The organism is Angustibacter sp. McL0619 (assembly GCF_049994355.1).
Lineage (GTDB): Bacteria > Actinomycetota > Actinomycetes > Actinomycetales > Angustibacteraceae > Angustibacter.
Genome location: NZ_CP188257.1, coordinates 710,753 through 725,234, shown reverse-complemented (window position 1 = coordinate 725,234; position 14,482 = coordinate 710,753). Strand labels below are relative to the sequence as shown.

General features: G+C 72.8%; 1 protein-coding gene (only partly in view). It reads right to left on the bottom strand.

The window, feature by feature from the left end:
- Nucleotides 1–14,482, bottom strand: partial view of a hypothetical protein gene (locus ACPPVT_RS03350; RefSeq protein ID WP_426565452.1) — the 5' end (the start) only. Its footprint begins 18,482 nt before the window's first position; the window shows 14,482 of its 32,964 coding nt (coding positions 1–14,482); it begins with the start codon at nucleotides 14,480–14,482; the stop codon falls past the left edge of the window.

Below are 14,482 nucleotides of genomic sequence, written 5' to 3'. Positions count from 1 at the left end.
CCCAGTACAGGTCGGCGCCGGCGATCTCGGCGACGTCGAGCGGGTCGAGCAATTGCACCTCCACGCTCAGACCCGTCCATCTTTGGATGCCCTCGATCCTCACTCGACGAGATTCGGCGACCACCACCTGATTTCGCGCCAGGGTCCGCCGCAGTCCGCCATCGCCGGTCCACAGCTCGCGCAAGTGCGCCAGCAGCGACGACGCCCGGACGGGGCCCGGCAACGGCGCCAACTCGGCCATCTCACCCAGCGCCCGCACCGCGTCGGTCACCCCCCACACCGACCCGGCGCCACCCAGGAACAGCTGCACCGACTGCACGAGCGCCGCTGCCGACCAGCGGGTGGCACCGGCGTACCACCAGCCGCCAGGGCGCGGCGGCGCACCGAACCACCAGCCGACATCGCGCTCGACACCGCTACGCAGTGACTCTGCGGCCCGTCCCGGCAGCTGCCAAGCGTCGTACTGCCGCCACCAGCCCAGCTCCGCCGGCCCGGGGACCGTCAAGAAGGGCTCGGCCGCGACCCCGCGAACCACCCGCACCGACAGACCAGATTCCAGCGCCAGCCGGGCAGCCACCAACCCCAGCGCCGGCACCCCGAGACGACCGTCCTGGTCACCGACCCGAAGCACGACCGACCCCTCGCCTGCCGGATCGTGCATCACTCCCAGCGCGCCGATCGCCCCGCCGGCCGCCACCACCTTTCCCGTCGTCCCGCCCCGTTTGACCGCTTGCCACACCGGCAAGACCCGGTCCAGCAGTTGCGCGGAGGTTGACAGGACCGTTCGGGCGCTCAGCTCGTCGACGACCAGAGGTTCGACGTTGGCCGCCTGGAAGTTCACCTCGAATGCCAGCGCCACCCACCTGCCCGCCAACCCCTCCCGGCTCGCCACCCGACGGGCGAAGGCCTCCCGCCGGCCGTTGCCGCGGTCCAACGGTTGCCCCCCGGCCGCGACCGCACGCACCATCGCCGTCAGCGCGGCCAACACCACCTGCCGGTCCCGCGCGGCCGGTTCGTCCCACAGTCCGTAAACCGGTCCGACGACCGGTTCGTCAACCAGCGCGAACAGGCGCTCCTCGGTGATGCCAGCGGCCTCCGCCAACGCCAACAGCCAGCTCACCGACGTCATCCGCAGGTCGACCAGGCTCGGCTCGGTGCGTACCGCCACCGGCGAGGGGCCCGCACCGCCCCGCAGCCGCATCGGCGCTGAAGGCAACGGCTGTGCGGCGGTCAACTGCTGACCGGACCAGAGTTCAGGTCGGGCGCCGCCACGGCCCCGAGCGCGCGGGTCTGTCGACGATCGGGCGAGCTCAGCAAGCTGACCGAACCGCTGCACCAGCACCGGCAGTTCAGCGCCCGGAAGGGCCCGCGATGACAGCGCCACCTGCCACATGGCTGCGGCCAGCCGGTCCGGGCCCTCTCGAGCCGACTCGGTGGCCTCGATGGTCAGCGGCACCGCGAAGTGCCGCGCCGCCAGGCCGGCGATCTCGCCCATCCTCGGCTGCACCGCCTCGACCGGACCGTCCAGCGCCGCCCAGCCGCCGACCGGGGCCGGGATCTGCAGCCGGGACCGCCCCTTGTCCGCGATGCGCAGCCGCACCGGCCGCCGAGCGGCCAGTGCCGCCGCGCTGGTCACGTAGGCGAGGTCGACCGGACCCCAGGACGTGTACCGCACACCGAGCAGCAGCTCGACCGTGCCGTCCTGGGCCACCCTCGAGCGCACGGACCCAGCCATCTCGCTGCGTTCCGATTCGGCGCCCGGGTCGACGCGCCGCAATGCCGCCCCCGCCGCCTCCTCCAGGCGAGCCAGCATCAACCGCTCGTCATCGAACCCGACCAGATCGGCCGTCAACGGCTCGGCCGTCAACGGCTCGCCAACCGACTCGTCCGGCACCCCCAGCGGCGAGACGTCGCTGCCCGCACCACCGCGCAGCCGGAGTGGCCCCTCCGACGGCTCCGTCCTGGTCCACCGACGTCGGAACCCCGCGCGGTCACCGAAGTTGGTGACAGCGTCAAAGACTGCCTGCGGCCTGTCGTTCCTCCTGGTACGAAGGTCCAGCGTGACCGCATACAGCATCTGCCGATAGGCCCGCAGCTGCTGCCATTCCTGAGGGCTCCGGCCTTGCTCCGCAGGCTGCTCGAACAGCTGGTCGGCCACCCGCCCGACCGCGTCCAGCCGGTCAGGCCGATTGTCGGTCCGCAAGTCAAGAAAGGCAGCAACGAGCTCGGCATCCTGCGGGGCGCGAACGCTCGCTGCCACGGTGGCCTGCTGCCACGCGACGGCCGGCTCAATCACGACGCCACAGCGGACGCCGGCCGCGACATTACAGGCGACCCAAAGCAGGTCGGAATCTGCGATCTCCGCGACGTCGAGCCGGTCGTATAGCGCGATTCGCACGGTCAAACCCCTGTGATCCCAGGTGCCGTTCATCGTGAACCGCGGGGCGCTGGCCAACAGCGATCCACCAGGGCCCCTTCCGTCCAGAGCCTCGTCAGAAAGCCGCCTCACCACGTCCTGCACCTCCGCGAGCAGCGAGGCGGCCCGGATCGGGCCTGGCAACGGCGTCAACCCGGCCACCTCACCCAGCGCCCGCACCGCGTCGGTCACCGCCAAGAGCGGTCCGGCGCCACCCAGGAAGACCAGCACCGCCTGCACGAACATCGTTGTCGACCAACTGATTGCTCCGGCGTCCCACCGGCCGCCAGGGCGCAGCGGCGCAGCGAACCACGCGGTGACGTCGCGCTGGACATCGCGACGCAGCGACTGCGGGGTCTGCCCTGCCGGCTGCCACGTTCCGTCCTCCCACCACCAATCCATCTCGGACGGGGCCGGAACGCTCAGAACGGACTCGGCCGCCACCCCGCGCACCACCCGCACCGCCAGGTGGGATTCCAGCGCCAGCCGGGCAGCCACCAACCCCAGCGCCGGCACCCCAAGACGACCGTCCCGGTCACCGACCCGAAGCAGCACCGACCCCTCCCCTGCCGGATCGTGCAGCACACCCAGCGCGCCGACCGCCCCGCCGGCCCCCACCACGCGTCCCGTCGCGCCCTCCCGTTCGACCGTCCACCACGCCTCCAGGACCCGCTCCATCAGCAGCGTCGACGTCGAGACCACCCTTGCGGTGCTCACCTCGGCTGCGCCCTGCCATGCGGCGTCGGCCGCCTGGAAGTTCACTTCGAACGCCAGAGCCACCCACCTGCCCGCCAGCGGCTCCTCGGTCGCCACCCGCCGGGCGAACCTCTCCAACACAACGTCGCCGGGATCCACCGCGGCCAACGGCTCTCCCCCGGCCGCGACCGCCCGCGCCACTGCCGACAGCCCGAAAAGCGTCGACAGCCGGTCCCGCGCGGCCGTTTCGTCCACCCGCCCATCGATCAATCTGTCGCCCGGCCCGTCGACCGGTCCGTCGACCAAGGCGAACAAACGCGTCTGGGAGATGCGCGCGGCGGCCGACAGCTGCAACAGCCACAGCACCGCCCTCATCCGCAAGACCTGTGCGCCGCTCAACGGCTGTGCTGACGTCAACGGCTGTGCGGCGGTCAACGGCTGTGCGGCGGTCAACGGCTGACCGGACCAACGCTCGGGTCGGGCGCCGCCACGGCCCCGAGCACGCGGGTCCGTCGACGATCGAGCGAGCTCGGCAAGGTGACCGAACCGCTGCACCAGCACCGGCAGTTCAGCGCCTGGAAGGGCCCGCGATGCCAGCGCCACCTGCCACATGGCCCCGGCCAGCCGGTCCGGGCCCTGTCGAGCCGACTCTGCGGAGTCGATGGTCAGCGGCACCGCGAAGTGCCGCGCCGCAAGGCCGGCGATCTCGGCCATCCGCGGCTGCACCGCCTCGACCGGACCGTCCAACGCCGCCCAACCGCCGACCGGGGCCGGGATCTGCAGCCGGGACCGCCCCTTGTCCGCGATGCGCAGCCGCACCGGCCGCCGAGCGGCCAGTGCCGCCGCGCTGGTCACGTAGGCGAGGTCGACCGGACCCCAGGACGTGTACCGCACACCGAGCCGCAGCTCCACCGTGCCGTCCGGGGCCACCCTCGAGCGGACGGACCCGGCCACGTCGAGCCGGACCGGCTCGACGTCCGGGTCGACGCGCCGCAATGCCACCCGCGCCGCCTCCTCCACGCGAGCCAGCATCAACCGCTCGTCATCCGACCCGACCAGCTCGGCCGTCAACGGCCCGGCCGTCAACGGCCCGGCGACCGACTCGACCTGGACTCGGCGCTCCGGCTGAAGCGCCGGCGCCTCCAGCAACCGCCGCACCGCGACGCTGCACAGCGCCTCGCCGACCTCGGCCGGCACCCCCAGCGGCGAGACGTCGCTGCCCGACGGCAGGATGTCGGCCGCCTGCTGCGCTCGCACGAGCAGCTCGTCCAGCAGCCCACGAAGCGCACGCCGGGACGGCTGCCACGCGCCGAACGCGCTGAGCCGGGCGTCGCTGCCCGACGGCTCCGCTGCGGTTCGCCCGGGCTGCCCGGACCGCGCCGACGACGCCTCGGCGGCGACGGCAGCGGCGGCGGACCGGAGCTCGTCGAGCCCGGGTCTGGCGGGCGAGGGGCGCCCCTGCCGGTCGGCCTCGGCCAGCGCCCGGACGTGGCGGGCCGCCGCGACCCGCACGGCCGGTGGGTAGTGCCGCACCTCCCAGAGCCGCGTCGGCAGACTGGGTTCGGCCGAGCGCCAGGCCCGCTCGAGAGCCGAGGCCCGAGCAGCGGCGCCGATGATCGCCTCGGCGGTTCGTCCGGACGTCCCCTCTGTCGCCAGCCAGTCGCGGACCCGCGCCGGGTACTGGGCGGCATGCACCGCACCCCCCGGGACGAGGTAGGACACGGCGTGGCTGGCCCGGACGACGAGCCGCGTCGCCGGTCCGGGCACCGCCGCGCGGGTGAGCCGGCGGCTGACCCGCTCCAGCCGCACGTCCCAGCGCAGGTCGCGCTGCACCGCAACGTCCGCACCGAGCGCGCGGTGTCGGACCGGGCCGGTTTCGCTGACCACGCCCCGCACGTGGACCCGCAGGTTCCCCAGGTCGTGCACCCACTGCATCGGCTGCCGGGCATCGACCCGAGCAGCCACGGCCTGCGGTCCGAACAGCTCGTGCAGGCGATCCTGAAGCTGCTGGGCCACGGTGGCACCGGACAGCTCCCGCACGGCCTGCGCGACCGCTTGAAGTGCCGTCGAGGGCCGGGCCAGCTGGACCAGCTCGCCGAGCTGCCGCGAGGTCAGCGGCAAGGGGCCGGCCGGCGTCGCGGACGGCAGCGGGTACCCCCAAAGGGCCGCGCGCACCTGCCGGGCGATTCCGGCCTCCGGCAGCTCCGGGACCGTGCCCTGCTGCTCGCCGAGTCCACGCGCGACGGTGAGCACCCCGGTGGTCAGCACGTCGGCGCGCGCCCGCCGTTCCCGGCTGAGGGTGTCCGGGGTCGAGGTCAGCCCGGCGGGTCGCGCGGTGGCACGGACGGTCAGGCCGAGCCCGACCTCGTACACGCCCGGCGCGCGCGGACTCGACGCCACAGTGGCCGGGTAGAGCGCCAGCTCAACGTCCTCCCCGGCGTCGCGTAGCTGCAGTCGCAGCTGCTGCGCCAGGCCGGTGCGCAACGCCTGGGCGGCCAGGGCCTGCAGTGCCAGCTCGTTCTCCCGCTGCTCGCGCACGTCCACCCGCACCCGGCGCAGCCGACCCGCACCCCGCGACGCAGCTTCGTCGGCCGGCTCGGCCGGTCCGGGCAGCAGGTCGGCGGCGGCGACGCGGGCCAACGCTTCGCGGGTCGCGACGACGACCGACCGGGTCGCTCCCGGTGCCGGTGCGACCCGCATGGCGGGGGTCACCGACTCGGCGGTCAGCCAGGACGGCAGCGGTCGCCCGACAGCTGCGGTTCCGGGCTCGCCGGACGGGCCAGGCTCGCCTGCCGGGCCAAGCCCGGCCGGCAAGGGCAGCCCGGCCGCGACGGCGTCGGCCCGGCTGAGCGAGACCCACACGTCCGTGTCGACCGGTGCCAGTGCGGACCATCGGGGACGACGCCCGCCGGCCAGGTGCTCGTCGGTGATCCGGGCGATGCCGCGGTAGGCGAGCCGACCGTCGTCCAGCACACCCACCCGGTCGATCTGAACCAGGCTCGCTTGGGTGCGGATGGCGGCCCACGACGCTCCGCGGCCGGCCATGGCCGGCGGGTGGTGCCAGCCGTCGAGCATCCCGGGCAGACCGACCGCGAGCGCCCGGGTCGAGGAGGCGGCCCGCAGCGCGGTCGCGTTGACCGAACCAGGAGCCGCGACCTGCGGCCCGACCGCCGCGAGTCGCTGCTCCAGCAGCTTCGGTCCCAGGTCCTCCCCCGGACGACCGACCACCCCACCGACCCGGAGCACCTTCAGACTCTCGGACGCCACCATTCGATCCAGGACGGCACGCGGGGCGCCGTCCTCGGCAGTCAGCCGGGTGAGCCGGCTCGGTTCCCGGAAATGTCCGCGGGGCACCCGCAGCGCCGCCACGCCGTGCTCGCGCACGGACAGCTGCGGGTCCACCGGGTCGGACACCTGGACGTCGAGCGCGAGCACGTCCCGACCTTCCAGGGTGTCCGGTCGACCCGTCACCGTGACGTCCAGTGTCGCGCGCTTGACGTGTCGAACCAGCGTGCGCCATCGCAGCTCGCGGCCAGAGGCGGTGTCGAGGCGGAAGGTGCGACCACTGCCGAGCAGCTCACCTGGCGCGCTGACGATGGCTTCCTGCAGATGGCGGAGCGACCCGGTCGCCAGCGGGCTGCCCAACCGGTCCGCTGCGTCGGCCACCGCGGCCAGTGCTTGGACGACGGGCTCCAGGTCGTTCTCGTTGCGCAGGCGCAGCACCGCAGAGCCCAACCGGTCCACGGCTTCGTCCGTGGCCGGCAGGGCTGACGCGGTGGGCGACTCCGGCGACCTGTGAGCCGTCGTCGGCAGCGAGTTCGGGTCGACCTGGAACGAGCGCCTGTCGCTTCCGCCGTACTCCAACGGGTTCGCGAGCAGCAGCGGCCGCAGGCCCGGGGTGTCCAGCCAACGGAACCGGTGACGCATTCCCGTGCTGGCGGTCACGACCACCTCGTACGAGCCCTCCGGTGTCGCGGCGACGACGTCGACCACCAGCCTGCGCTTGCCGAAAACGCTCTTCTGCTGGCGATGCAACGCGGCGGGCTGCCCGGTGGCCGCGAACCGGTCGAAGAACTTCTCGAGCGGGGGCTCCTCGCCGGGGCGCGCGGCGAGCAGGTCCGCGACACCGAGGCGTTCCGCCGTGGAGCGGACGAAGAGCTCCATGTCGTTGCGCAGCGAGTCTGCAGTCGGGGCGGTGGCGATAGGTCGGCCGCGCTCCGGCCCGTTCTCTGGCTCTGGCTTTGACTCTAGCTCCAGCTTTGACCGGAACGAACCGGCTGCCAGCCCGCCGGAGGGCAGCGCGGCGTCGGCCTCGGCTTTGGCCCGAGCCCATGCGACCAGCGTCGCCTCGTACTCCAAACGCGCCCGCTGCAGCGCGTCCTCGCTCTCCCGCAACGCGACTCGGGCCTCGACCAGGGTCTCTCGATCCGCGGCCGGGTCGTCCAGCACTCGTCCGGTCCGCTCCGCGGCCAGGTACACGGCCGTCTCGGCCGCCGCGACCCTCACGCCGGACTCGCCCAAGGCCGCCCGTTCGGCCTTGGGCTGCCAGGCCGCCTCCGGCACGCTGATCCCGCGGTCACCGGGCGGTGGGCGGAACCTTCCGTCGGCCAGTGCTGAGCGGGGCACTCGCACCCGTACGGCGCCTGGCAGGTGCAAGGCCTTGGTGCCCTCGAACGGCAGCTCGGCCTTGGACCGCGCTGCCCCACCGGTCGCCGCCAGCGTGAGGTCGTACAGGAGTACCGCCCACTCGTCCACGAAGTTCGTCACGACCGGGTTGCTGGTCCCCGAGTCGGTGATCCGCGAGTCGGACCGGCCGGTCATCGCGGCGCTGCCCAACGGCACCAAGCCGCTCACGTCCAGCGGGTTAAGCGTTGACGCCGCCTGCGGGGCAGCGGAGTGACTGAGCACGCTGGCGGAACTCTCCCCTTCGGTCCGACCGGTCTGCTCGACCAGGTCGGCGAGGACCTTGTCACCCGCGGGGTCGTAGAGCCGGATCGGTTCCACGCCGATCGTGTCCTCGAGGACACCGCCCGAGAGCTGCGCGCGGATCACCAGCCCGTCACCCAGCAGGTCGACGGGTCCCTCGCACGCCTCCTGCAACCAGGACCGGCAGGCGCCGTTGGTCGCTCCTCGTGAGGCCGTCGCCTCGCGTTCGTGCCGCTCGACCGGATGTGGGTCCACCATCGCGGCGGCGGCGGTCTGCGCCAACCGCTTGCGGATGAACGCAGCGCCGCGCACCGACTCCACGAAGGCACGCGGATGCAGCCAGGGCGAAGGATCCTGCAGGGAACGAGCGGTCGTCCGGTCGATCTCAACCAGCGAGGGCCTCAGGTCGCGGCCGCCGTCGCCCCAGTCCTCGTCCGACCGCACCTGGCGATCCGAGGCGATGCTCGCTTTCGGCGACCCGTGCGGCGGCGTGCCGTCGGCCACCCGCAGCGCGTCCGCGGACACCTCCAGCACGAACGGCTTGTCCGCCCGCGAGGTCACCGACACGACCGGCATCTCCGGGGCCGACAGGCTGAGGGTCGCCGTGGCCCAGGCCTGGAACCCTCCCCTGGGGCCGAGGCTGCGCAGGACGGTAACCGTGTCATGGCTGGAGCGGCCGCTGCTGACGTCGAACCAGGCCGCTGCTGCGGAGCCGACGAGCAGTCCGGTGCCACCGAGCCGCCAGGCGTGGGTGACCGGGGAGTTGCCACTCATCAGGAACAGCCCGCCGAGCTCGCCGCCGTGCTCCGCCGCGGTGCTCGCCGACTTGCCGAGCGAGGTCCCGTAGGAGGCGGACATCATGGCGCCGTCCGAGATCACCTCGGCCGGGCCAGGGACACCGAACTCGACCTCGAGCCGAAGCTCGGCCGACTGGTTGCGCCGCCCGTAGGTACCGAGCGGAATCGCGACGCCGCCGTCGCCCAGGTCGCCGAGATGCCCGGCGATCGACGCGAAGGACAGGAACTGGGTGGCGATGTTGGAGTTCTGCCGATGATCGTTCTCGGGAGGGAAGTAGCGCTCAGCCCGCTCGCCGAGGGCCTCGATGAGCAGGGGCAGCAGGTGGCCCAGGTCGGGTGCGTCGACCAGCCGGCCGACGCCGATCGTCTGCGGCCCGTCCGCCTGCATCGTGCTCGGTGGCGAGAGCAGGACGCGTGCGCGCCCGGGTGGGTCGAGCCGATCCGGCAGCTTGATTCCCAGCTCCTGCAGCGCATCGTCGTTGCGCCGGCGGAGCTCCTCGAGGTCCTCGAGCAGCCCGGCACGAGCGGCCTCGGGCCCCTCGATCGACCGCACGACAGCCCCCGCGACGCGCACGCTGGCCTCGGCGCGCTGGCGCTTCATGTCCGGCAGCAGCCACCGCGGCAGCCCGCTGCGGGACAGCATGTCGACGGTGATTTTCCATCCAAGGTCGTGGAGGGTCAGGACGCGCAGCGCGCCCTCGTAGGTCTGCAGGCCACGGCCGACCTCGCCGCTGCGCAGGACCGACGACGTCTTCCCCCTGGTGTACCGGTAGGTGGCGTCGCCACGCACGACGACCGCGCCCCCCGGAACCGGCAATGACGCCTGCAGCGCGCCGGTGCCGCCGAGTGTGCTGGACTCGGCGTCGCTGCGTTCGAACTCAAAGCCACCGGCCGAGCTCACCCACGTGGAGGTCTCCTCTTTAAGGAGCTGCAGCCGTCGGGGCGGGCCCAGGGTCGGGCATACCCAGACGACGACCCGGCCGGTCGAGGCGCTCCACCCGCGGGTGGTGATCCGCGCCGCCACCGCGCTCTCACCGAAGCTGGCCTCGAGGTCGTCTTCGACGCGCGCGAGCGCATCGGCACCGGTCAGCTGCTCGACCAGCTGGCGGACGGACTCCAGCACCAGGTCCGGCCGCGCGACGTGGATCACCGTGTCGCCCTCCGCGTCCACGCCCGTCTCGTTGAGCGCGTTCCGCTCAGGGGTGCCGACCGCGGGCTCTGGAAGGTTGTGCCGGGGAGTGCCGACCGCCGCCGATCGGGTCGGTGACACTCGCCCCGCAGGTTGGGTGAGCGCCCGGGTCACGAACGTCTCGACGCCTTCGATGACCACCGAGCCCGTCACCTGGCGGCGCAGCCGGCCGGACGGCGGGGCGGGGAGGCCCGCAGCCACGGCCGCGAGCTTGCTCCACCGGTAGTTCTGCACCGGCCGACGCCAGACGCCCTTCACGACGACGCTGAGGTGGAACTCGACGGGGCCGGTGAACACTACCGACGTCTTGGTCCCGTGTTTCTCTGCCCGCCGCCAGGACCGGACTCGGCTCTCGAGAGCGCTGGACCGGTCGCGGGAAGCTCGTACGCCGACGATGCCGAACGGGTGGTCTTCACTGCCGGCCCGCGCCTCTAAGCCGCTCGCAGGGCTCCAACCTTGGGTGCGGCGGGCCGCGTAACGTCGGCTGACCTGGCCGGCCGACCGGACTTGCGCACCCTTGACGGTCCGGTCGTAGGTGACCGGTCCACGCACCGGCGTGACGGTGACCGTCACGGTCTCGGTCACCAGGCCGCCCAGGCGGCGCTGCAGCACCACCTTCCGGGGCACCATGCGACTCAACGAGTTCAGCATCTGGTTGACCTGATACTCGTGCTGGAACACGCCGCGGCGCTGCCTTTGCCGGCGGCTGTCGTCACGCCAGGCCAGCAGGTCGGCCGCGCCGACCTGCTGGAGCAGCCGCTCCAGCTCGGCCCGGACGACCTCCGACGTGCCGACGGGGAGTCGGGTCCGGGTCATCGCCGCGAGCGCGGACAGGTCCATCCAGTCCGGCAGACGCCTGGCCGCGTACTCGGTAGCGGGTCCGACGCCGGAGGCCGGCAGCGCGAGCCTGCTTGCCTCGGCTGCTGTGACGCTGAGCAGCACGTCGACCACGTGCACGCCGCGGCCGTCGTCCTGGCTGCGGTTCAGCGCGGTCACCCATTGGTTGCGCTTGCGATCCAACCAGCGCTCGGTCAGCTCGATCCTGGCCCGATACAGCCGCCGCGCACCCCGCTCCTGGGTCGCCGACGACTGCTGGGTCTGTACCCGGCGCTCGGTGAGTGCCTCCGTGGTCAGACCGCCCTGCAGCACCACCCGCATCGTGAACGAGATCCGGCCCCAGCCGAGCTTGAGGCTGGGGACCGGTCGGATGTCCGCGGTCAGGCGCCGACGGGTTGTCGCGCTGACGCTCTGCTCGCTGATCTCCTCGGACCTCGATCGGCCGTCCGGCTGCACAATGATCGGCTGCACGTCCAGGATCCGCGCGGTCGTCCGCAGTGCCGTCGAGCCATGACGCAGTCCAGCAAGCTCCGGGGAGAGCGTGGAGCCTTGCAGCATCGGCGTGATCAGCACCTTCAGCGCATCGTGTCCGCTGTAGTACTGCAGGTGCAGGCGCCCGGGTGTCCCCTTGTCTTGCCACCTCAGGCCGGCCCGGCGCGCGCGCCCGGCGAACAGGCCATGGTCGTCGATGACTCCCTCGGCCAGCAGGCTCGTCGAGCCGGCCAGTGCCCGAGCCTGCTCCGAGGTCAGTTGACGACGGGGCTCGCTCAAGGACTGGCCACGGAGCACTCCCGGGTGGGTGACCAGGGCAACGGTCATCGGCACCTCGACGTGCTCCACGGGCTGGGTGGTCGGCTGCGGGCCACCGTCGTTTCCCACCGACGGTCGCACCTCGATCCGCACCAACAGCTCGGCCCGTGTCCGGTCGCTCGCCCCCTCCCAGTGCAGCCGTCGGTTGGTGGCGTCCTGCTGCTGATTGGAGCTCCCGCGCGCGCGCAACCGGGACAGGCCGGACTCCATGACCAGGCCGCCGACCGGACCATGACCGCGCAGCACGCTGAGGAACGGGCGGGCGCTGTGCACCCGCTGCTGGTTCTGGCTCTTGGCGGTGAATACCTCGTGCTTGCTGCCGACTGCCAAGCCGGAGCCGTGCTTCCACGGGTGCTGCCCATCACCCAGGAGGCTGAGGGATGCTTTCACCGTGACATCCCAGCTCTCCGCCCCTTCGAACAGGCGGCCCAGCCACGAACGGCCACGGCTTCGGGTGTTGACCGTCGTCGTCCGGCCGCCGTTGAGCAGCTCGCCCAGGTGGCGGACCACCAGGTCGCTGACCCTGTCCTCGAGCGGGTCGATGAGCTCGCGTCCAGCCTTCGCCAGGACGTCGACGAGTGCGGCGCGCACGTCGTGCACGTCGTCGTAGTCCTCCGCCGCGGTGGTGCCGAGGGTGAGATCGAGGTAGCGCCTCAGCTCGTCCAGCCGCGGCTGCGGCTCCGCCGCCGAGTCCGCCGCCGAGTCCGCCGCGTCCGCCGCCGAGTGCGCCTCCTCGTCCGCCTCCTCGTCCGCCTCCTCGTCCGCCTCCTCGACCACCGGGTCGAGACTGGGCATGAACCCCAAGGCTCCGCCGTCCCACTCGAGCGGCTTCGGCTCGACGCGTCCCCCGCCGGCCAGCAGGCCGGCGACCTCGGCGGTGGTACGCCGGACCAGGCCGGCGAGGTCACCGAATCGTTCCACGACGGCTCGGACGACCTCATCCTTGGGAGGCTCAGCCTTCTCGGACCCCGGGTTGCTCTGAAGGTGGCTGACCATCGCGGACAGCGCGGTGCTGCGCAGCTCGGCGCGGGCGCGTTCGGGGCCGGGCTCGGTTAGGACGGGTGGCAGGTCGAACAGCCGCTGGGCGGCGACCGCGACCCGACGCTCAAGGGCGCTCGGTCCTCCCGCCGGTGGGTCGGCTTCGGCCGTGGTCGGGGCGCCGGGCTGGGGATGCGACGGTTCGACGTCCACGCGCACCGGGCTCGGGCCGCCATCGGCGACCACCTCAACCGGACGTCCGGACGCCGCCGCGAGCATCGCGGCCACATACCCCAGGTCCAGGGGGTCGGCTCGGCCTGGCACGTGCACCTGCAGCGACCCGTCCGGGCTGCCCTCCAACCGCAGCTGGGGCTCGACGGACATTGCCGATCCGGGGACCGCTGGCAGGTCGAGGTCCAGCTGCTGGGCGGCCTGGTGCACCCACTGGTGCACCGACGGCTGCACCGTCACCCCATCCGAGTCGACCGATGTAGCCGAGGTGTCCACGGTGTCCGCGGAGGTCACCGACGCGGAGTCGGAGTCGCTGTGGCTGCCGGTGTCGCTGCCGGTGTCGCTGGGGACAGATTCGGCCGGGTGGTGGTGTCCGGTGGCAGCGAGAACGTCGGGGGCCTGCGGCGATGGCGGCGGCGATGGCTGCGGCGATGCCAGCTGGTCCGCCGACGCGTCGGCAGTGACCCCGCCCGGGTCGACCGATGTCGCCGAGGTGTCCGAGGTGTCCGAGGTGTCCGAGGTGTCCGTGGAGGTCACCGACGCGGAGTCGGTGTCGCTGCTGGTGTCGCTGCCGGCGTGGCTGGGGACGGATTCGGCCGACACATGGTGCGCGGTGGCAGCGACACCGTCGGGGGCCTGCAGGGACGGTGTGGCCGGGTCGGCCACCTCCGGTGCCACTGCTGGTCCGGCGGTCGGCGCCGCGCTGGGGTCGGTGGTGGGTAGCGCGGTCGGCGCTGCGCTGGGGTCGGTGGCGGGTGGGGCGGTCGGCGCGTCAACCGGTCCGGCTGCCGGTGCGGGACTGTCCAAGATCTGGGCGATCTGGGGACTCAGCGGAAACTCGGGGATGTCGGGGATGTCGGGGATCTGCGGGGCGTCGGGGCCCTCGGTCGTCGCGGCGCCATGGACCCCACCCCGGTGGCCCAGCTTGTGACCGGCGATCGAAGCCATTCCCTCGACACCCCCAGAGGTCGCGTCATACCAACCGGTCGACGGATCACCGGACGCCGCCAACCCGGCCGCGGCGCCACCGACCATCTCGCCCGCGCTCTCGGCGGCCAGCTCCGCGCCGTGCTCGATCAGCTCCTCCGACACCCCAGCCGCGCGGGCCAACCCAGCCAGAACCTGAGCGGCCGGGCCGACCGTGGCGATCACCGCCAGCCCAGCCACCGCACCCTGCTCGGCCGCGCCCGCCAGCTCCCCGACGTCGAAGCCGTCCCGGGTGCCGTCGGCCATCTGCAGCAGCTGCACGGTCCCGTCCATGCCCGCCTGGAAACCGACCATGTACGCCTCGGACCGCAACGCGCCCACCCCGAACGACCGGATCCCCTCAGCGATCTGCAACAGCTGCCGAGAGGCATCCATCGCCAACCGCAACCCGGCGTCGAAAACCGCCATCTGCGCCTCGGACCGCAACGCGCCCATCGCGAACGAGCGCACCGAAGCCCGCACCGAAGCCGCCGCCACCTCCCGCGCCGCCGCCTCCCGCGCCGCCGCCCCCACCGGGTCAAAAAACGACTCCACATAGGCACTGACCAGCTCGAACAACAGATACAGCATCGTCAAATAGCAGTTCCAGTTCAGCTGGGTCACCTGGGTGGCCAT